This is a genomic window from Erythrobacter sp. JK5, from assembly GCF_018205975.1.
Classification (GTDB): Bacteria; Pseudomonadota; Alphaproteobacteria; order Sphingomonadales; family Sphingomonadaceae; genus Erythrobacter.
In genome coordinates, this window is record NZ_CP073577.1 from 2,591,493 (window position 1) to 2,610,808 (window position 19,316).

At 63.7% G+C, this 19,316-nt stretch carries 17 protein-coding genes and 1 tRNA gene; 13 read left to right on the top strand and 5 right to left on the bottom strand.

Features of this window, described 5'->3' with window-relative positions; translation table 11 throughout:
• Positions 1–107 precede the first annotated feature (107 nt).
• From rtcA to KDC96_RS12545, 4 genes are all read right to left on the bottom strand, one after another.
• Positions 108–1,124: an RNA 3'-terminal phosphate cyclase gene (gene rtcA / locus KDC96_RS12530; RefSeq protein ID WP_212448749.1), complete on the bottom strand. Its 1,017-nt coding sequence runs from the start codon at positions 1,122–1,124 to the stop codon at positions 108–110.
• Positions 1,121–1,915 carry a nucleotidyltransferase domain-containing protein gene (locus KDC96_RS12535; RefSeq protein ID WP_212448750.1) on the bottom strand — a complete coding sequence of 265 codons (795 nt, stop codon included), beginning with the start codon at positions 1,913–1,915 and terminating at the stop codon, positions 1,121–1,123. Before KDC96_RS12535 ends, rtcA begins: the two co-directional genes overlap by 4 nt.
• A 43-nt stretch (positions 1,916–1,958) precedes the next feature.
• Positions 1,959–3,185, bottom strand: a complete 1,227-nt coding sequence (locus KDC96_RS12540) for an RtcB family protein (protein ID WP_212448751.1) — start codon at positions 3,183–3,185, stop codon at positions 1,959–1,961.
• Between the two features lie 746 nt (positions 3,186–3,931).
• The gene (locus KDC96_RS12545; RefSeq protein WP_212448752.1) at positions 3,932–5,491 is read right to left on the bottom strand and encodes an RNA-binding protein; all 1,560 of its coding nucleotides are present in this window, start codon (positions 5,489–5,491) and stop codon (positions 3,932–3,934) included.
• Positions 5,492–5,759: 268 nt separating this feature from the next.
• On the opposite strand from KDC96_RS12545, the gene rtcR reads away from it, so the two are divergent.
• On the top strand, positions 5,760–7,346 hold the full coding sequence (gene rtcR, locus KDC96_RS12550) for an RNA repair transcriptional activator RtcR (protein ID WP_212448753.1): 1,587 nt from the start codon (positions 5,760–5,762) through the stop codon (positions 7,344–7,346).
• A 215-nt stretch (positions 7,347–7,561) separates the two neighbouring features.
• On the opposite strand, the gene KDC96_RS12555 is transcribed toward rtcR, so the two are convergent.
• A tRNA-Arg gene (locus tag KDC96_RS12555) sits at positions 7,562–7,638 on the bottom strand.
• A 144-nt stretch (positions 7,639–7,782) separates the two neighbouring features.
• Here KDC96_RS12555 and KDC96_RS12560 point away from each other — a divergent pair.
• The 12 genes from KDC96_RS12560 to KDC96_RS12615 all read left to right on the top strand — a co-directional run bounded on the left by KDC96_RS12560 (position 7,783) and on the right by KDC96_RS12615 (position 19,257).
• Positions 7,783–8,190, top strand: a complete 408-nt coding sequence (locus tag KDC96_RS12560; RefSeq protein WP_212448754.1) for a hypothetical protein — start codon at positions 7,783–7,785, stop codon at positions 8,188–8,190.
• Between the two features lie 57 nt (positions 8,191–8,247).
• Positions 8,248–8,739: an MmcB family DNA repair protein gene (locus KDC96_RS12565; RefSeq protein WP_212452659.1), complete on the top strand. Its 492-nt coding sequence runs from the start codon at positions 8,248–8,250 to the stop codon at positions 8,737–8,739.
• Positions 8,740–8,779: 40 nt separating this feature from the next.
• Complete coding sequence (locus KDC96_RS12570; protein ID WP_249171789.1) at positions 8,780–9,541, top strand: sterol desaturase family protein; 762 nt, start codon at positions 8,780–8,782, stop codon at positions 9,539–9,541.
• Complete coding sequence (locus KDC96_RS12575; RefSeq protein WP_249171790.1) at positions 9,538–9,969, top strand: DUF2141 domain-containing protein; 432 nt, start codon at positions 9,538–9,540, stop codon at positions 9,967–9,969. The genes KDC96_RS12570 and KDC96_RS12575 overlap by 4 nt, the downstream gene beginning before the upstream one ends.
• Positions 9,970–10,129: 160 nt before the next feature.
• On the top strand, positions 10,130–11,830 hold the full coding sequence (locus KDC96_RS12580; RefSeq protein ID WP_212448756.1) for a hypothetical protein: 1,701 nt from the start codon (positions 10,130–10,132) through the stop codon (positions 11,828–11,830).
• Positions 11,831–11,892: 62 nt separating this feature from the next.
• Positions 11,893–12,996: a phosphatase domain-containing protein gene (locus KDC96_RS12585; RefSeq protein WP_212448757.1), complete on the top strand. Its 1,104-nt coding sequence runs from the start codon at positions 11,893–11,895 to the stop codon at positions 12,994–12,996.
• Between the two features lie 41 nt (positions 12,997–13,037).
• Positions 13,038–13,973 (top strand): alpha/beta hydrolase, encoded by a 936-nt coding sequence (locus KDC96_RS12590; RefSeq protein ID WP_212448758.1) that lies wholly within the window; start codon positions 13,038–13,040, stop codon positions 13,971–13,973.
• 4 nt (positions 13,974–13,977) lie between these two features.
• Entirely contained in the window at positions 13,978–15,351 is a 1,374-nt protein-coding gene (locus KDC96_RS12595; RefSeq protein WP_371815487.1) for a M48 family metalloprotease, read from the top strand.
• A gap of 30 nt (positions 15,352–15,381) precedes the next feature.
• Positions 15,382–16,095, top strand: a complete 714-nt coding sequence (locus tag KDC96_RS12600; protein WP_212448759.1) for a DsbA family protein — start codon at positions 15,382–15,384, stop codon at positions 16,093–16,095.
• Positions 16,095–17,102, top strand: coding sequence for a hypothetical protein (locus KDC96_RS12605; protein WP_249171791.1), 1,008 nt, complete (start codon positions 16,095–16,097; stop codon positions 17,100–17,102). The genes KDC96_RS12600 and KDC96_RS12605 overlap by 1 nt, the downstream gene beginning before the upstream one ends.
• A gap of 98 nt (positions 17,103–17,200) precedes the next feature.
• Positions 17,201–18,463, top strand: coding sequence for a sensor histidine kinase (locus KDC96_RS12610; RefSeq protein ID WP_212448760.1), 1,263 nt, complete (start codon positions 17,201–17,203; stop codon positions 18,461–18,463).
• Positions 18,460–19,257 (top strand): LytTR family DNA-binding domain-containing protein, encoded by a 798-nt coding sequence (locus KDC96_RS12615; protein ID WP_212448761.1) that lies wholly within the window; start codon positions 18,460–18,462, stop codon positions 19,255–19,257. The genes KDC96_RS12610 and KDC96_RS12615 overlap by 4 nt, the downstream gene beginning before the upstream one ends.
• The last annotated feature ends 59 nt before the right edge of the window (positions 19,258–19,316 follow it).

The following is a 19,316-nucleotide window of genomic DNA, read 5'->3' on the forward strand; positions in this document are numbered from 1 at the left end:
TCGCGCAGAAGCAGAATTCCAGCCAAATTGCGAGCCTGCTCAACGTCTGATTGCCCAGCCTGCAAGCAAGGCTCCAGTCAGCGCGCTGACGGCCCACTTCGCGCCGATCAGCAAACCTCTGCCAAATGTGCTCCGTCGCGGGTTTCCGAGAAGCGAAAATCCCTCCCCGAAAATCGTTCGATCAGCTTCACTGCGGTGCGGGTGTGCTCACTGAGCTTGACTGTGGTGAACGCTCCACGGCCCGCCATTGCGAACGGCAGCAGCAACTGGTCTTGGAGGTAAGGTCCAGCAAAGGCCTGCGACGCCAGATAACCGGCCATCCGCCTGGCCGCTGTCTTTGCCAGGCGCTCAGCAGGTACGCCAAGCTTGCCAAAACCCGACATGACTTCGGTGACATGTTCGAATTCGGCTTCCATGAGCAGGGCATTCCCCGGGCCATTCTCGGCCGGGAGTTGCACTGGAGCGAAGGCTTCGTCCGGCCATTCGGCCAGCACCTTGCGCGCCGCCTTCAGTTCGCGATCAGCGATGTCGAACGGAATTCCGGCAACCAGCGCTTCTACCTTGCCAGCCTTGAACTCGCCGCGCGTCACGCATTCGATCGGGCGCAGCGGCGCTGGATCGATGTCCACGACAATGCACCCGCCGCCGCGCGGGTAGAAGCCGTGACGCTCGAGCGTGATGGAAATCTGTGGGCCCATCCGCTCCAGCACCGGCAGCAGCGTCTTTTGCAGGAATTCGAACGGCGGCGCGGCCATCGCATGCGTCCCGCCCTCGATCACCAGTTTCGACGGCGCATCGGCTAGCATCAACGGCACCAGCACGGTCTGGAGTACCAGCCCGGTCGAACCAGCTGTGCCGACGGCAAAATGATATTCACCCGGCGAAACGCTGCCAGGCCGAAAGGTCAGTTCGCTCGCACCAACCGTCAGCCCGGAGCATTCCGCTCCGCCGATGGCGCAGGCCGCTTCCAGCGCGGTGACATGCTGGCGCATCAGGCCGGGCTTAGCCCTGCCCCCGCGGATGTTCTGGATGGTGAAGGGCTCGCCGGTCAGCAGCGAAAGGGCTGCGGAATACCGCAACACCTGTCCGCCACCCTCACCCTCGGAGCCGTCGATCGTGATCATTCTTTTTCTACCAATTCAAGGAAAAGCGCTTCGGCCTCTTCCGCAAAGTTCGTGTTGTCGGTGCGCTCTGGCACTTCGCCAGCGCGTGAGAGCTCATCTGCTACCAACCGTTCGATATCGGGCAGCCTAATGGTGTTTCCCGCTTCGTTGGTTTTCGCCTTTCGAGCGATCAGTTCATCAACCTGATCCACCAAGACCCGATCCAGGTCAGCCGCCTGCATCAGAGGCACCATGCTCATCGGCGGACGCCTTGACGGATCGAGGCGCAGCGCACGTACAGAGAGCGCCGGTCGCAGCGCATAGAAATAGCGCTTCACGGCGATCTCGCCGCCTGGTCCGAGCCAGCGATCTGCCGAGCTCCTTCCAAGGCTGGCATAATGCAAGGCATAGCCGCGAGGGTTAAAGTGGCGGTTGGCAAGGTCAGCAAGCTGCTCAACCACCGGATCGTCAGCAATGTAGCGGATCGAGCTTTCGATCCACTCCGACAGCACCGCGTTGTGCTTGAGCATAAGGCCCAGCGCCTTGCGAATATCCCAGCCGTTCAGATCGATCTCATCGACAATGGGCCGTTCGACCACATCGCGGACCGGCTTAAGCGCGAGATAGTCCCGGCGAGGCCGGATGTAGAGAAAGCGTACATCGTAATCGCTGTCAGGCGATGGAAAACCCCAAGCGCGCGAACCGGATTCCACCGCCATCAGCAGGCGCACGCCGTCCTCGCTCGCCACACGGGCGAGACGGGCTTCGATATCGGCGCGCACTTCGGGCGCGATGGCTAGCGTATCCTGCATCGAAATTATCTTTGGTCTCTTGGCGGTAGCGGCGTGAAGGGTGTTACCCCTTCACGCACACCACCTGTTTCAAGGTATGGACGATCTCAACCAGGTCGGCCTGTGCGGCCATCACGGCTTCGATCGGCTTGTAAGCCTTGGGCGTTTCATCGATCACGCCCTCGTCCTTGCGGCATTCGACGCCGGCGGTATCGGCGATATGCTCGTCGAGGCTCACCAGCTTCTTCGCCTGCGTCCGGGACATGACCCGGCCCGCGCCGTGCGAGCAGCTGTCGAAGCTCTCGGCATTGCCGAGCCCGCGCACGATAAAGCTTTTCGCCCCCATCGATCCGGGGATGATGCCCATCGTGCCCTTAGCCGCCCGCACCGCACCCTTCCGGGTCACAAGCACGTTTTCGCCGAAGTGGTGCTCGCGCGTCACGTAGTTGTGATGGCAATTCACCGCTTCGCATTCGGCCTCGAAAGGCTTGGCGATCTGGCTGCGCAGCGCGTCGAGCACGTGCGTCATCATCACGCGCCGGTTGAGCGCTGCGAAGTCCTGCGCCCATTCGACAGCTTCGACATAATCGTCGAAATGGTCGGTCCCTTCCGGGAAATAGGCGAGGTCCTGATCCGGCAGGTTGATATGCCACTTGCGCATGTCCTGCTTGGCCAGCTCGATGAAGAACGTGCCGATCGCGTTACCCACCCCGCGCGAGCCGGAGTGGAGCATGACCCACACACGCTGCTCGGTATCGAGGCACAGCTCGATGAAGTGGTTGCCGGTTCCCAGCGTCCCCAGATGCACGAGGTTGTTCGTGTTCTTGAGCCGCGGATACTTGGCGACGATCCGGCCGAAGCGTTCGGCAAGCTTTGCCCAGGCATCGACCACCGCGGCAGGCGGGTCGCCCCACGAACCCTTGTCACGCTTGCCGCGCCCGACATCGCGACCATGCGGCACCGCCGCCTCGATCGCGGAGCGAATACCGGCAAGGTTGTCAGGCAGGTCGCTCGCGACGAGCGAGGTACGCGCGGCCATCATGCCGCAGCCAATGTCGACGCCGACCGCAGCCGGGATCACCGCGCCTTTGGTCGGGATCACCGAACCGACGGTCGCGCCGATCCCCACATGCACGTCGGGCATGGCCGCAACATGCTTGAAGATGAACGGCATCTTCGCCGCCTTGGTGAGCTGCTCACGCGCCTTGTCGTCAACGGGAACACCGCGGGTCCACATCTTGATCGGCGACCCGCCTTCCACGTCCTGATATTCATACGTCGTCTGGGTCATCGCGACCTCCTCATGCTTCTTCATAGGTGCTGGCGACAAGTTTTGGCGAGACTTCTCCGCGTGCTGCCATGCGGGGGCGGGTTCGAACCGCCTGGTTACCGATGTAGTCCCGACCGGCATTCGCCAGCGCTGATGTAATTCTGCGCTATCGCTTCGCTGCGTGAGCGCGGGGTGCTGGCGGCGAGTGATTGATGAGACGCTTTACTGAGCTACTCCGGTTGCCCGGGGGCGGACTCGGACCGCCGACCTCCTGCTTTCGCAGGCGCTCTACCCATGTAGTCCCACCGGCATCCGCCAGCGATTTGTATTCAGGTTCACGGCGACGAGGTTTTGGAAAGACGTTCCTGCTCTATCCGCTGAGCTACAGGCCCATAATTGGTGGACCTGGCGGGATTCGAACCCGCGACCTGGCGATTACAAGTCGATGTAGTCCTTCCGGCATTCGCCGTGAATTTGGAAAAGGTCGGGGCAACGAGTGTTGGTGAGACAATCGGCCCTTAAGCTACGTTCCAGCGGCGGGATTCGAACCCACATCTCCCCGCAGGATTGCTCCCATGGGGCGCTTTACTCGTCGGGCCTATCATGTGGGAGATGTAGTCCCACCGGCATTTGCCCCGGCCCTTTCCAAAATCAATCTATTCAAAGGTCGCGGCGACGAGACTTGGGAAAGACCGGCGCCCCTTTTCAGAGACCACCATCGTGACAGGATGTAGTCCTTCCCGGCATTCGCCGCGACCTTTGATGTTTCAAACCTCCACTTCGTTGACGATCTCGACCCAATCTTTCGCATCGCCATTGGTGAAGCGTGCCATTGCGTCGAACACCGCGTCGGTGAAACCACCGACATTCATGATGTCCTTACGATCCTTGGCCTGCGTCGAGCCATAGGGCTGGATGTCGATGCAGATCAGCTTCGCACCCGGGTTACGGGCCTTCAGCTTGTTCCACTCCTTCATCGTCGCCGAAGCATCGCCATAGGACCACCGACGCGGTGCATCGAACCAGGACTCATTGTCCGAAACGATGACTACGCAATCGACCATCGCCTTCTCGCGATTCAGCAAGGCAAGCGGGGCCGAGACATTCGTTCCGCCACCGCCGACCCCTGCCAGCTTTGCGGCATTCACCGCCACGCGGGCCTTGGGATCAAGCTTGAGCTTCACCACGTCTACTTCGAACGGCAGCACGCGGGTCTGCGAATTGCTCCGCAGCATCGCGGCTGAAACCAGCGCGGCGATGTCGATGCAGCGCACAACCGAAGTCGCGCCCTTGCGGTAGCCGGTCGCGGGCGAGCCCATCGAGCCCGACACGTCCGGACACACTACGACATTGCCTTCCAGCACCGGGACCTTCGCAAGCGACAGGTCCAGAGCCTTCTCAAGCGCGGCCTGCACCGCCAGCGGGACGCCGTCACCGACCTGAGTCAGTGCAGTCATCAACTGGTAGGGCATCGGCTTCACGCGGGCGATTGCATCTGGATCGGCCAGCCGCGCAGAAACCATCTCGGTCACTCCGTCGATCTGGAACACTCCCTTACGCGCCAGCGTGTTGAGATTCATCCGCAACGCCTGCCACCCGATGCGCTCTGCCAACACAGCCCACTGCTTCGCGGTGAGCTCGAAGGCGGTCAGCCATTCAAAGGGCACATCGGGCAGGGGCCGCGAACGGTCCGCCTTCCACGCCTCGAATTCGGCGACCTCCTTTGGCAGCGCCGCGACATCATAGGGCTTGCCTATCAGCCAGCCATAGAAGGCGCGCCGTTCGACCGAAGCCGGAGCCGGGTGAACCATCTTCACGATATCGGCCAAGCTCGGATCATTGCCCGTTGCCGCCTGCATCAGCTGGCGGGTCGAGGCATTTTCCAGCCATTCACGCACCAGCCGCTTCGGCCGCGAGCCAAGCGACGTCCGCCCGGTCTGGCCCGAACGCATGATCTGCACAAAGTTGCGCAGCATGCGGCCGTTATCGATCACGCGCTTGAACACCGGGACCATCAGGTCCGGATCGGACATTGACAGCACTGCGGTCAGCAATGCCGGCATATCCTTCATCGCGCCCGACTGGCGAGCATAGATCGCACACTTGGCGACCCATTCGGCGTCCACAGCCCAAGCCGCTTCGAGCGCCTTGGCAAGCTGGTCCTGCGCATCGGCGTAGAAACCGTCCGACAAAGTGCCGGTTGCGGCTAGCTGCGCGAGCAGGGCTTCGGGGCCATAGGCATAGGCATTGCCGCCTGCCTGGTTCACTGTATCAGTGCGCGGCAGGAACTTCGCCTGCGCCGAGGAAAAAAGCGTCTTGTTGGCCATAGTCCAACTCCATCATCAAACTTCATCGGGCTTTGGGCGGCCGGCCCATTCCGGCCGCCCATTTCCCGCGTCTCGCCGGGTGTTCGACTTACCCGACGGTTTGGATAGAGCATGAGGCGTGCCAATTTCGAGACGATCACTGCGGATTTCGTATAGTGCACTGAAATATATACGCTTCTTGAGACCCAGCCCTCTCAACAGCGCATCGTAAATTTGCGAGATATCTATTCTCTTGTATCGTTTATGATAAAATTTTATCAAGGCGGGCATGAAGCCCACTACTGTCATTGGTTTTCTCGGCTCAACACTCGATGCCGCAAAGTTTGGTCCGTCACGCTGGAACAAGTGGCGGCCGACGGTCTCCATCTGCATGCAGGAAGACCTGCGGGTGGATCGGTTTGTGCTGATCCACGGCAGCTATCACCGACGCCTCGCCGAATTCGTCATGCAGGATATTCGGGATGTTTCGCCCGAGACCGAGGTCGTCCCCCACGTCATGGATTTCGAAGACGCATGGGACTTCGAGGAGGTTTATGGAAAGCTGCTCGATTTCGCGCGTGATTTTGCGTTCGATCCGGACTCACAGGATTACCTGATCCACATTACCACCGGCACACATGTGGCACAGATCTGCCTCTTCCTGCTGACCGAGGCGCGCTATCTTCCGGGAAAACTGCTTCAAACGCAGCCTAGCAGGGGAGCGCCGCAACCGATCGGCACCTGGGCCTCGATCGATCTCGACCTTTCCCGTTACGATTCCATCGCCAGTCGCTTCGCTGAGGCGAGCGCGGAAAGCACCAGTTTCCTCAAAAGCGGGATCGAAACCCGCAACGCAGCCTTCAACCGCATGATTGAGGAAATCGAACAGGTTGCTGTCCGCAGCCGCGCGCCGATCCTGCTGATGGGCCCGACCGGCGCAGGCAAAAGCCAGCTCGCGCACAAGGTCTACGAGCTCAAGAAGCTGCGCCACCAGGTCGAAGGGCCATTCGTGGAGGTCAACTGTGCGACGCTGAAGGGCGACAGCGCCATGTCTGCCCTCTTCGGCCACAAGAAGGGTGCCTTCACCGGTGCGGTGCAGGACCGGCCCGGCTTGCTCAAGAGTGCTGACAAGGGCCTTTTGTTCCTCGACGAAATTGGCGAACTGGGGCTTGACGAACAGGCGATGATCCTGCGCGCGATCGAGGAGGGGCGCTTCCTTCCGGTTGGCGCGGATAGCGAGGCAAAGAGCGAATTCCAGCTGATCGCCGGAACCAACCGCAATCTTATGGATGAAGTCGCCGCCGGGAATTTCCGCGAAGACCTGTTCGCACGACTTAACCTATGGACTTTTGCTCTGCCCGGTTTGGCCGAGCGACGCGAAGATATCGAACCCAACCTCGACTACGAACTTGAGCGTTTCGCCGAACGTGAAGGCACGCGTGTTACGTTCAACAAGGAAGCGCGGGATCGGTATCTCACTTTTGCCGAGAGCCCGTCTGCACGATGGCAAGGCAATTTCCGCGACCTAGCCGCCAGCGTAACCCGCATGGCAACACTTTGCCCCACCGGCCGGATCGACCGCGAGGCTGTGGATTTCGAAACCGCCCGCCTCGCACGGCTCTGGTCAGGCGACAAGGCAGAGATGGGCGCGTTGACCGACTTGCTCGGAAAGGATCAGGCTCAGGCGATTGATCCGTTCGACCGAGTGCAACTGGACTATGTGGTGAAGGTGTGCCGACGCTCGGCCAGTCTTTCTGACGCAGGACGCACCCTGTTTGCCGCCTCACGCGAACAGCGCACATCGACCAATGATTCTGATCGCCTGCGGAAATACCTCGCTAAATTTGGGTTGGACTGGGGTGCCATCACCCAATGACATGAGCGGCTGCAATCTGAACCGATTCTCGAAAAGTGCGACGCAATCGAGGCGCCCGAATCCCAAGGCCCTCAAATTGTATTGTAGTGTCGGAACATCCCGCAGCGGCCCCGAAAAGACCATTCAAGCCCGCACATTATGTGGGGTCAATCGTAGGAACGCATTCTACGGCTTCTTTGGAAATCGCGCAGAATCAACGCACTAACGCAGTTGACTGGTGCACCCGACAGGATTCGAACCTGTGACCTCTGCCTTCGGAGGGCAGCGCTCTATCCAGCTGAGCTACGGGTGCGTGGCGCCTTAACGGTGCCGGGCGCGGCGCTTAGCAACTCCGGTGCGCCTGCGCTACCCAATTATCGCCCCGACGGCGCAGCACAGGTCGACCGCGCATTGGTGCTTAACCAATCGGCAAGGCGCAATGGCTAATCGGGTGCGCATGTCCGCACTACCCCCAGACCAGTTCCGGATCATGCGTGAAACTGTGCAGCGCGCCGCACGGCCGCTCGGCGCGCTCGCCGACCGGTGGGACGCGCTGCACGTGCAGGCCGGGCAGCTCGCCGAACTCGCGCAGATCGCACCAGAGCGCGCGGGGTCTTCGCGCGCGGCGTTTTCCGAACGTCTCGCAGCCGCGAGCGAGGCCCAGCGCCAGCTCGCGTGGCAGGGCATGGAGGACATCGACGCGATGATGCAGCCTGGTCTGACCGCGCTGCGCACCATCACCGCCCGCGGCCAGGATGCCGCCGCGCCAGCACTTGCGCTGTGGCGCGAATTCCACGCGGCGCGCGATGTGGTGCTTTTCGCGTTGGGCGTCGAGGCGCGATTCGAGTCCGCCGACGCCGCCTGACCGGGCATTCGCCGCTCCCTGCTTGACTGTGTTCGTCGTATGTTCCAGCAATGGGGCATGGTCGAAACCGTTTCCGCTTCGCTCGATTCGCCCGCTGCAGTGACGGCCGGCGACGTTGCGCGCGGCATCATGCGGCTGTTCGCGCGCAACGGTATCTGGTGCCTGCCCGAAATGCCGCTCAAGAATGGACGACGCGCCGACCTGATGGGGGTCGACGCCAAGGGACTGATCGTGATCGTCGAGATCAAGATTGCGCGCGGCGATCTGCTGGGCGATTGCAAGTGGCCGGACTACCTCGATTTCTGCGACCGGTTCTTCTGGGGCGTTCCGCCCGGTCTCGATCGCGCGCCGCTCGAGACCGAGGCGTATCAGCCGGAAGATTGCGGGGTGATCGTGGCCGACGGCTACGATGCCGAAATCCTGCGCCACGCGCCGCTGTCCGCACTCGCGCCCGCACGGCGCAAGGCGCAGCTCGAACGTCTCGCACGCGCGGCGATGCGGCGACACACCGGGCTGCTCGATCCGCACTGCGCGCAAATCCCGCTGTAAAGGGCTGTCGCGGCGGTCGAAACTGCGGCATACCGGCATCGTGCTCAGCCCGGAAACGCCAATCCTCCTTGCCCTGCTGATCGTCAGCCTCGTCACTGCGGCGATGGTCGCGCTGCGCTATTTCCTGTCGAGCGGGCTGTTCGCCTGGGCGACGAAGAAGCTGCGCCCGGGGCTGTACGACGGCCTCGATGTCCAGATCGGCCGCGAAATCCGCTGGTCGCTGATCGCCGCACTGATTTACGGTGCTCCCGCGGGAATCGTGTTCTGGGGGTGGCGCCATCACGGCTGGACGCTGATGTACACCGACCCGGCGGCCTATCCGCTGTGGTACCTGCCTGTTTCGGTGCTGGTCTATCTGTTCCTGCAGGACACCTGGTTCTACTGGACCCACCGCGCGATGCACACGAGGGCGCTGTTCAAGGCGATGCACGCGGTCCACCACCAGAGCCGCCCGCCGACCGCTTGGACCGCGATGAGCTTCCACCCGCTCGAATCCGTGACCGGGGCGATCGTGATCCCGGCGCTGGTGTTCGTCATCCCGATCCACCTGGCGATGATCGGCGTCGTGCTCGCGGTCGCGACGGTGATGGGGGTGACCAACCACATGGGGTGGGAGATTTTCCCGCGCCGGATCGTTCATTCGCCGTTGGGGAACTGGCTGATAACCGCCAGCCATCACGAACGGCACCATGAGGAATATCGATGCAATTTCGGGCTGTATTTCCGGTTCTGGGATCGCGTGTGCAGCACCGATCGGGGTCTGTCGCGGCGGATCGTCGCACAGACGCGGCGCGCGGCGTGAGACGTCTTGCGTTGCTCGCGGCCGGTGCCGTTGCCACTTCCGCCGCTCCCGCGGCTGCAAACGAGGTCGTCATCACCGTCACCAATGTCCGTTCTGCCGACGGCGTGGTGCGGGCCTGCATGACCACCAAAGAAAGCATTTTTCCGCGCTGCATCAAGGATGCGGACTCGCACCGCACCGTCGTACCCGCCGGGCAGACCGTCACCATCCGGTTTACCGGGGTGAAGCCCGGCAACTACGCCATCGCGCTGCTTCACGATGAAAACAACAACGGCAAGGCCGACCGCACGCTCGGCATGATCCCGAAGGAAGGCTACGGCTTTTCGCGCGACGCCAAGGTCAGCATGGGTCCGCCCAAGTTCGGCGATGCGGTGTTCACGCACGGTACCGACAAGCAGCGGCTGACGATCAAGATGCGCTACTGGTAGGCCCAAGCGCCCGCGCCGCAGTGACGTCACGCCGGCGCGGGTGCGACTCGACGTCAGACGCACCGCACTCCGCCCAACTTTCCGGCGCGACTTAAGGATATGTTTACCACGCAGGGCCAGAACGCTCCCGATAACGGTGTAACAAGGGGCAAAACTGGCCATGGACACGCTGCGGGGCGCATTCGATTCCGGAAACGAGGCCGACGACGGCGACGATTGGGGTGCCCATGAAGAGGGCAGCTCGCGCGAGATTCCGCCCGAAGCCATCGGCCAGGACGAACGCCGCATGCAGGTGCGGGCCTACAATCACTGGGCCAGCCTGCTCGGCGATCGCAGCTTCCCCTCGATCGAGGATCTCGAACCGCACAATCTCCACGATTTCGGACCGAATTCGGTGCTGCTCGATTTCTCGAGCGGGATCGACGATCCGATCGTCCAGTACCTCGGCGAGACACTCGGCGAGGAATGCGGTGCCGACGGCCCGATCTCCCGGCTTTCCGATGTGCCGCCGCGCTCGCTGCTGAGCCGGATCACCGATCACTATATGCAGATCCTCGCCAACGAGGCGCCGATCGGGTTCGAGGCCGAATTCGTCAATCAGCGCGGGGCATCGATCCTTTATCGCGGCATCCTGCTGCCCTATTCGAGCGACGACGAAACGATCGATTTCATCTATGGCGTCATCAACTGGAAGGAGATGGCGGACCAGGTGACTGCGGACGAGCTGTTGCTCGAAATCGACCAGGCGCTCGAAGCGGAGGAGCCCGTCGAGGACGAAGACAAACCGCAAAAGCATCACGCCGACCCGGTTACCGAATGGGCAGATTCGCCGCTGGCGGACATGGAAGATTCTGCGGTTGCCGAACAACCGGTCGAGGAAACGCACGACATTGACGATTTCGATGGCTCGCTGGCTTCGCTGGTCGGCGGCACCGATGATGGCGACGAAGACGCCGACGAACCCGATCTTCCCGATTTCAGCCAGTACCGGCTCGACGATCCCGAAGCGGACGAAGACGAAGACGAAGACGAGGAAAGCCCCGCCTACAGTTTCGCATCGCTTACCGACTATATCGAACCTCCGACCAAGAAGGCACTCGTTCTCGGCAGCGGGGAGTTCGATCCCGCCGATTTCGAAACGCCCGATGCCGACGCGCAGGAACCCGAGTTCTCCGCCGAGGAAGACGCCGCGCCGCTTGCAGAGGCGCAGGAATTCGACCCCGAATCTCCGGACCTGTCCGACGATCTGCCCGCAGATGCCGGACTGCACGATTGCCTCGCCTCGGCGCGCGAACTCGCGCAGAATGCGCGCGCTTCGGAGGATCGCAGCCGCCACGCGCTCTATGCCGCGGTCGGCCGCGCCTACGATTTCTCGCTCGCCGCAAGGGCCGAGCCGCAGGAATACGAGGAGCTGATCGAGGAAAGCGGCCTCACCGTTCAGGAGCGCGCTCCGATGACCCCGGTGGTCAAGCTCGTGTTCGGCAGCGATTACGACAAGACCCGCCTGACCGAATATGCCGCCGTACTCAGCCACGCGCACCGGCTCGAACTGGCCCGCGGTTCGCTTGCCGACTTCCTGAGCGAGGCCGAGGGCGGTCTCAAGGGCGTGGTCAAGGCCGAACGCCGTCTGCGCCGCGAAGAGAACGGCAAGACCGTAGAGCCCGAAGATGCGGTACGCCATGCGCTGGCACAAAAGCTGCGCGAACTCGATGCGCTGACGATCGATGCCCTGGCGGGCGAAGGCCCCGAATTCGGCCTGGTGATGATCCGCCGCGACGGCGCGGGCAAGGTCGAGCTGATCGGCGAGGTGCCCGAGGATCTGCCGCTGGTCGAACGCGCTGCGCGCAAGCTGGTCGGCTGACGGACATCGCGCTGGCCCGGGCCGACTTGGCGCGCCGGGCGAAGAGCGCTAGGCGGCTGCCGATGCTGTTCGGTCGAGCCCCCTTGCGTGTGCAGCCCTATTTCGGGTTTCGAGGCGAGGAGCGGCTGTTCCTGACCGCGCGGGCGCTGCGTTCGCGCGAACCGGTGTTCGAAAGCCGCAATTTCCTGTCCGATTTGCGAACGATGGTGCGCCAGTATGCCTCGCACGAGGTGCCGGGCGTCGAGATCGAGTTCGAGTACCGACAGGACGATGGCGCATCCGTGACCCGGCGCGTTGCGACCGGGCCCGAAGGATTTGCCCACTTCGATCTCGCATTCCCCGCGCCGCACACGCGTCCCGAATTCACTCGGTGGGAAACGGCGACCCTGCGCTGGAACGCGGTCGCGGGCGAGCATGACGCTGGCGAGGCAGAAGCCTACATTCTCGCTCCCGGACGCAAGGCGGGCCTCGCGGTGATCTCGGATATCGACGATACGATCGTCGAAACAGGCATCACCGGCAATGTTCGCGTGATCGCCCGCAACTGGAAGCGGGTGATGGCGCAGATGCCACATGCACGCGAACTGGTTCCGGGCGCGCGGGATTTCTACGGAGTGCTGGGAGGCGGGACAGCCGCCGCCATCGCGCCGCCGCCCGATCTCGCTGGAGGCGAACTGCCGGTGCAGCATCGGCCCGTGTTCTACGTCTCATCGAGCCCCTGGAACCTGTTTTCGTATCTGGTCGCGTTCAAGCGCCAGCGCGACCTGCCGATCGGCCCGGTCATGCTGCGCGATTGGGGCTTCAATCGCGCGACCTTGGGGTCGGAAGGCCACGGGTCGCACAAGCGCGAGGCGATCGACCGGATCATCGACCAATATCCCGATCTGCGCTTCGTGCTGGTGGGCGACGACACGCAGAAGGACCTGATCGCTTTCGGCGGCGTCGTGGCCGACCTTCCCGGCAGGGTCGCGGCGGTGTTCATCCGGGAAATTTCGCTCGCAGCGGCAAGCGAGGCGGAACTGGCAGCGCGATCGTCGATCGAGCAGGCCGGCGTGCCGTTCTGGATGGGAAGCGACTATTCGGACGCGCATGACTTGCTTGCGCAGATCGGTTTGGCAGAGGATCCCGCCGTCGAGGATATCATCCGCGCAGGCGAGGTGTCGTGAGCGGACCGGCCGAACCGGAGCGCAGGCGGAAAGGAAAGCGGATGGTGTGGTGGACCTTCGGTATCATCGTGCTGCTCATCGCCGGCGGCGGCGCCGCGTTGCAGTTTGCCATCGCGCGCAACGGCCCGGCGGTGCTTTCCACGGTCGATCGGCTGGCGGGCGGCGATGCGGGTGGGAGGATGCAGGCCGCCATCTCGATCGGAGACCATCCGGCGCAAAAACTGATCGTGTGGGGCCCGCAATCGCGCGATCCGTCTGGCGCCCCGCTCCCGGTGCTGCTGTTTGTCCATGGCGGCAGCTGGAACTCGGGCGATCCGGCCGATTATGGATTTTTCGCGCGTGCCTTTGTGCCAAAAGGGTTCGTGGTGGTGCTCGCGGGCTATCGCAAGCACCCCGACGCGGTCTATCCGGCGATGCTCGAAGACACGGCGGTTGCCGTCGCCTGGACCCGCGCGGAAATCGCCGGCTATGGCGGCGATCCCGACCGTATCACTCTGGTCGGCCATTCGGCCGGGGCATACAACGTGGTGCAGGTTGCGCTCGAGCGGCAATGGCTCGGGCGGCGCGGCCTTGCGGCAGACGATCTGGCAGGCGTGGTGGGGCTCGCGGGTCCGTACGATTTCTACCCGTTCGACAGCGACAGCGCGATCGCATCGTTCGGGGACGCGGACGACCCCGCAGCGACCCAGCCGGTCAATCACGTGCGCGCCGATGCGCCGCCACTGCTGCTGATCCACGGCGAGAAGGACACGCTGGTCAAACCGCGCAACACCCGCGAGCTGGCGAAGCGGATCGCGGCAGCGGGCGGCAGGGTGACCACCAGGTTCTACCCGGCGATGAACCACAACGACCCGCTGGTTTCGCTCGCTGCACCGTGGCGTTCGCGCCGCGACGTCGACGATCTGATCGCCGAATTCGCCCTCTCGGCGACCAGACGGGACGAAACTTCAGTTCCGGTTCAGGCCGAAACACGTTAGGCCGATGGCGATGCGCCGCTTCCCAGCCCTTTTCGCGTATGCGTTCGCCCTCGTCGCGACCTGCCTGTGGGCGGTCCAGCCGGTGGCGGCGCAGTCGATCCTGCGCGATGCAGAAACCGAAGCGCTGCTGCGCGACATGGCCGCGCCGCTGGTCGAGGCCTCCGAGCTCGAGCCCGAGAATGTCGAAATCGTCCTGATCAACGACACCTCGATCAACGCCTTCGTTGCGGGCGGGCAGGTCGTCTACGTTCACGCCGGCCTGATCAACGCGGCCGAAACCGCCAACGAAGTGCAGGGCGTGATCGCCCACGAACTGGGCCACATCACCGCCGGCCATGTGGTGCGTTTCGACGAACGGGTGCGCAGCGCACAGGGCATCACGATCCTGTCGCTGCTGCTGGGCGTCGGCGCGGCGCTGGCCGGGGCGGGCGACGCGGCAATCGGCGCGATGATGGCCGGTCAGCAGGCTGCACTCGGCAGCTTCCTCGCCTTCAATCGCAACCAGGAGGCCGCGACCGATCTTGCCGGGGTACGCTATCTGTCGGGCGCGGGCATCTCCGGGCGCGGCATGATTTCGTTTTTCGAGAAGCTGCGCAATTTCGAAATTCGCCGCGGCTACAGCCAGGCCGACGAAGCCGCCTACGGCCGCACCCACCCGCTGTCGGGCGATCGCATCGCCACGCTGCGCGAAGTGCTGGAGAAAGACGCGGCGTGGGCAACGCCGGAAGATCCGGAGCTGCAAGCCCGGTTCGAGCGGGTGCAGGCCAAGCTCTACGGCTATCTCGCCGAGCCCCAGCGCACGCTTAATCTTTATCCCGAAAGCGACACCAGCGATGCCGCGCGCTACGCCCGCGCCTACGCCTATCACAAGGATGCGCGGACGGACCGGGCGATAGCCGAAACCGATGCGCTGCTCGCGACCGCTCCCGACAACCCGTATTACCTCGAGCTCAAGGGCCAGGTGCTGCTCGAATCCGGGCGACCCGGAGAAGCGCTCGATCCGCTGCGGCGCGCCACGGAGCTGTCGCTGAGCGAGCCCCTGATCGCGTCGATGTTCGGTCACGCGCTGATCGCCACCGAGGATCAGGACAATTACGCCGAAGCGGAGCAAGTGCTGCGCGCGGCGGTGGCGCGCGATCGCTTCAATCCCTTCGCCTGGTACCAGCTCGGCGTGGTCTATGCCGCGCGCGGCGACATCCCCCGCGCGCGTCTTGCCAGCGCCGAACAGCAGGTGATGGCGCAACGCTATCCCGAAGCGCTCCGCAACGCGCAGGCGGCCGAAGCCGGTCTGCCGGTGGGGTCGCCCGACTGGATCAGGGCGCAGGATGTCGCGCTGCAGGCCCGCTCCGAACTGGAACGGCTGCGCGACCGGCGCTAGGGTCGCCTCCTGCGCAACCGGATCGGCTTTATGAAATCGACACTTCCCACCACCTTCGCGACCGCACTGATGGCGCTCGTATTCGGCTTTCTCGGCGCGGCGCTGTGGTCGTATAGCGGACTTGCGGACAACCGCACGCGCACCTTCCTGCTCGACAATCCCGACATGCTGCCGCAGATGGCGCAGGCCTATCAGCAGCAGGAAGCGGGCAAGCGGCTCGCTTCGATCGGGAACGACGTTTACGCTCCGTTCGAAGGCGTCATTCTCGGCAATCCGCAAGGCGGCACTGTGCTGGTCGAGTTCACCGACTACAACTGCCCCTATTGCGAAGCGAGCCTCGCCGATGTCGACCGGCTGGTGGCGGACAACCCTGATCTCAAGGTCGTCGTGCGCGAATGGCCGATCTTCGAGGGCAGCGATGTCGCCGCCCGGATGGCGCTCGCAGCCGGAATGCAGGGCAAATACGAGGCGTTCCACGCCGCGATGTTCGAAAACGGCCCGGTCACGCCCGAATCGGTCGAACGGGCGGCGCGCGCCGCAGGGCTCGATCTCGATCGGGCACGGACCGACGCCGCCTCCGATGCGGTGACGGTCGAACTCGCGCGCAACGCGACGCTCGCCCAGTCGCTCGGCTTCGGAGGAACGCCGGCCTGGGTCACCAGCGACGCCGCATTCGAAGGCGCGGTCGGCTTCGAAGGGCTGAAATCGGCGCTCGAAGGGTCCGGTCCGCAAACGGGCGGCTGATGCGCCGCGTCGCGTTCTTTGTCGCAGCAATCGCGGCGCTGCCCGCCAGCGCCGCCAGCGCCGCACCCGATCCTGCCGCTATCGACCTCGCGACCGAGCGCACCGCGATCGGCCATTTCCAGGCGCTCGACCAGAAACTGCAGGATGTCGGGTGGAAACTGGTGCGCGGCAACGCGCCGTTTTGCCAGCGTCAGATCCGCTCGATCGGGCTGCAATTGCAGGACCTCGCGAGCTACGGTGCGCCCGACATCGCGCGCTTGGCGCTCGGCCTTTCGGGCGATTTCGCGGTCCAGACCGCTGCGCGCGGATCGCCGGCTGCGCTGTCCGGCGAATTCACTCCCAACCGTGAGATCACCCGGCTTGGCGATCGGGACCCCAACCTGTGGGAAGCGGGCGAGCGCCGCCATTGGCAACGCCTGACCCGGGCGCACGACTGGATCGATTCCGCGCTCGCCGACGGGCGGAGCCTTGCGTTCGGTTTTGCCGATGGCGGGGAAGCGGCTCCCGAGCCGGTCGTCATATGTGCGACCCGCTTCGAACTGGCAGGCGAAGGCAAGCGCGCCGTCGCGACCGGAGACCGGGTGGTGATCGGGATGAATTTTGCCGGCTTTTCCTACGCCGAAGAAATCTTCGCCGGAGCGGTTGCGCACGAACTGGCGCATAATCTGCTGGGTCATCGCGCGTGGCTTTCAGAACACGGGCGCAAGCGCCGCAACGTGCGCCGCGCAGAGCGCGAGGCCGATCGGCTGATGCCATGGCTGATGGCCAATGCTGGATACGATCCGGCAGCCGCCTACCGCTTCATGACGACCTGGGGGCCGCGCCACGATGGCGGGCTGTTCCGGGCGCGCACGCACGACGGGTGGGACGAACGCGCCGAATTCATCGCGGCCGAACTGCCGGCGATCGCGGCACTGATGGAGCGCGAGGGAAAAGCCGACTGGTCGCGCCATTTCACCCGCGATATCGACCCGAATTCCGACGAAAGGATCGCGAGCGGCGATTAGGCGAGGCTTGCGCGGGCGCGACGGGAAGTGTCCGGCGAGCGCCCATTCCGCGCGAAAGCCCCTGCTAACCTGCGAAAAATGGTCTACATAGTCCGACGATGGCGATGATCCGGATCCAGCCTGCGCCGTTCTTTGCGAGCAAGAACCGGGCGTTTTGGAACCTGCAGCTGGCTGGCTGGGGAGGGGCGTTCCTGCTGCGCGCGCTTTCTGCGCTGGCCAACGGATTGCCGCTCGATCTGCTGGCGGTGATCCTCGTCAACACGCTCACCGGGTTTTCGATCACCCTGGTCCTGTCGGTAATCTATCGCCAGCTGATCAATCGCAAGCCGATCGTCACCTGGGGCGGCACCGCGCTGGTGCTGCTGGCCGCGGTCATCTTTCACGCCACGATCGATGCGTGGGTGCAGGGCATCTATTACGGCGGCAGCCGCGAGACGACCTTTGCCCAGCGCTTCATCGGCATCACCTACATCCCGCTCACGCTGCTCGGTGCGTGGAGCGCGCTGTATTTCGCGATCAACTACTTCCTGACGGTCGAACAGCAGGCCGACCGGCTGCAACGGCTCGAAGCGCAGACGACTGCGGCGCAGCTCGCGATGCTGCGCTATCAGCTCAATCCGCACTTCCTGTTCAACACGCTGAATTCGATCAGCACGCTCGTGCTGCTCAAGCAGACCGGTCAGGCCAACGCGATGCTGACCCGCCTTTCGGGCTTCCTGCGCCACACGCTCATCGCCGAGCCGGGCAGCCAGGTGACGCTCGCGCAGGAGGTCGAGACGCTGCAGCTGTATCTCGAGATCGAGCGCATGCGGTTCGAAGATCGGTTGCGCACGCACTTCGAGCTCGAAGAAGCCGCCTTGGAAGCCTGCCTCCCGTCGATGCTGCTGCAACCGCTGGTCGAAAACGCGATCAAGTATGCCGTCAGCCCACAGGAAGAAGGCGCGCGAATCTCCGTCACCGCGCGGGTCGTCGGCGAACGGCTGCGGGTCACGGTCGAGGATACCGGGCCGGGAGTCGACGGGCCGATCCACGAAAACCTGTTCGACAACGCCTCGACCACCCAGGGTCAGCCGGTGTCGACCGGCGTCGGGCTCGCCAACATCCGCAACCGGTTGATGCAGGCCTACGGCGAGGACCAGGTGTTCGAAACCCGCTCCGAACCGGGCGGCGGCTTCACCGTGCTGATCGAAATTCCTTACGAACGGGCGAGCGAAAGCGCGAGCGAGCCCGAACCCGGTCGCGAAGCGGCGGCACCCCCCGCTGCAGCCGCTTCCGACAATGCCGAACGGGCCGATCCGGCCGGGGCATCGGCGACCGTCATCCCCCTGAACCCCCCGCGCACAATGGGATCATCTGCATGACTATCCGTACTATCCTCGTCGATGACGAGAAACTCGCCATCCAGGGCCTCCAGGTCCGGCTCGAACCGTTCGAGGATATCGAGGTGATCGATACCTGCGCCAACGGGCGCGAAGCGATCCGCAAGATCAAGACCGAGAAGCCCGATCTCGTCTTTCTCGACATCCAGATGCCGGGATTCGACGGATTCTCGGTCGTGAAGGGCGTGATGGAAATCGATCCGCCGCTGTTCGTGTTCGTCACCGCCTACGAGGAGCACGCGATCCGCGCGTTCGAGGCGAATGCGGTCAATTACCTGATGAAGCCGGTCGACGAGGACAAGCTAGCCGACACGATCGAACGCGTGCGCCAGCGCATCGCCGAGAAGAAATCGACCGAGGATGCGGAGCAATTGCTCGACGTGCTGGCCGAGGTCGCGCCCGATCGCGCGGCGCAGTTCAACGATGCCAGCGGCGAAAGCACCGAGCGCTTCGAGAAGCTCATCAACGTCAAGGACCGCGGGCAGATTTTCCGCGTCGAGGTCGATTCGATCGAGCATATCGACGCGGCGGGCGACTACATGATCATCTCGACCGGCGACAATTCGCTGGTTCTGCGCGAGACGATGAAGGATCTCGAACGCCGTCTCGATCCACGCAAGTTCCAGCGTGTACACCGCTCGACCATCGTCAATCTCGACCAGGTCCGGCAGGTCAAGCCGCACACGAACGGCGAATGCTTCCTGGTGCTGGACAGCGGCGCCGAGGTGAAGGTTTCAAGGTCGTACAGAGATGTGGTGGCGCGGTTCGTGCATTGATTTTCGCTCGCGGCGAGTGCGCGTTGCGCACCGCCTCCGCGGGGGCGGCCTGACCGGCC

Bases quoted from the DNA above. Each gene is read 5' to 3' on its own strand.
- KDC96_RS12585 (WP_212448757.1), top strand. From the start codon at position 11,893: ATGCTGTTCGGTCGAGCCCCCTTGCGTGTGCAGCCCTATTTCGGGTTT.
- KDC96_RS12545 (WP_212448752.1), bottom strand. From the start codon at position 5,491: ATGGCCAACAAGACGCTTTTTTCCTCGGCGCAGGCGAAGTTCCTGCCG.
- rtcR (WP_212448753.1), top strand. From the start codon at position 5,760: ATGAAGCCCACTACTGTCATTGGTTTTCTCGGCTCAACACTCGATGCC.
- KDC96_RS12595 (WP_371815487.1), top strand. From the start codon at position 13,978: ATGGCGATGCGCCGCTTCCCAGCCCTTTTCGCGTATGCGTTCGCCCTC.
- KDC96_RS12610 (WP_212448760.1), top strand. From the start codon at position 17,201: ATGGCGATGATCCGGATCCAGCCTGCGCCGTTCTTTGCGAGCAAGAAC.
- KDC96_RS12600 (WP_212448759.1), top strand. From the start codon at position 15,382: ATGAAATCGACACTTCCCACCACCTTCGCGACCGCACTGATGGCGCTC.
- KDC96_RS12605 (WP_249171791.1), top strand. From the start codon at position 16,095: ATGCGCCGCGTCGCGTTCTTTGTCGCAGCAATCGCGGCGCTGCCCGCC.
- KDC96_RS12615 (WP_212448761.1), top strand. From the start codon at position 18,460: ATGACTATCCGTACTATCCTCGTCGATGACGAGAAACTCGCCATCCAG.
- KDC96_RS12590 (WP_212448758.1), top strand. From the start codon at position 13,038: ATGGTGTGGTGGACCTTCGGTATCATCGTGCTGCTCATCGCCGGCGGC.
- KDC96_RS12540 (WP_212448751.1), bottom strand. From the start codon at position 3,185: ATGACCCAGACGACGTATGAATATCAGGACGTGGAAGGCGGGTCGCCG.
- KDC96_RS12580 (WP_212448756.1), top strand. From the start codon at position 10,130: ATGGACACGCTGCGGGGCGCATTCGATTCCGGAAACGAGGCCGACGAC.
- rtcA (WP_212448749.1), bottom strand. From the start codon at position 1,124: ATGATCACGATCGACGGCTCCGAGGGTGAGGGTGGCGGACAGGTGTTG.
- KDC96_RS12565 (WP_212452659.1), top strand. From the start codon at position 8,248: ATGGTCGAAACCGTTTCCGCTTCGCTCGATTCGCCCGCTGCAGTGACG.
- KDC96_RS12560 (WP_212448754.1), top strand. From the start codon at position 7,783: ATGTCCGCACTACCCCCAGACCAGTTCCGGATCATGCGTGAAACTGTG.
- KDC96_RS12535 (WP_212448750.1), bottom strand. From the start codon at position 1,915: ATGCAGGATACGCTAGCCATCGCGCCCGAAGTGCGCGCCGATATCGAA.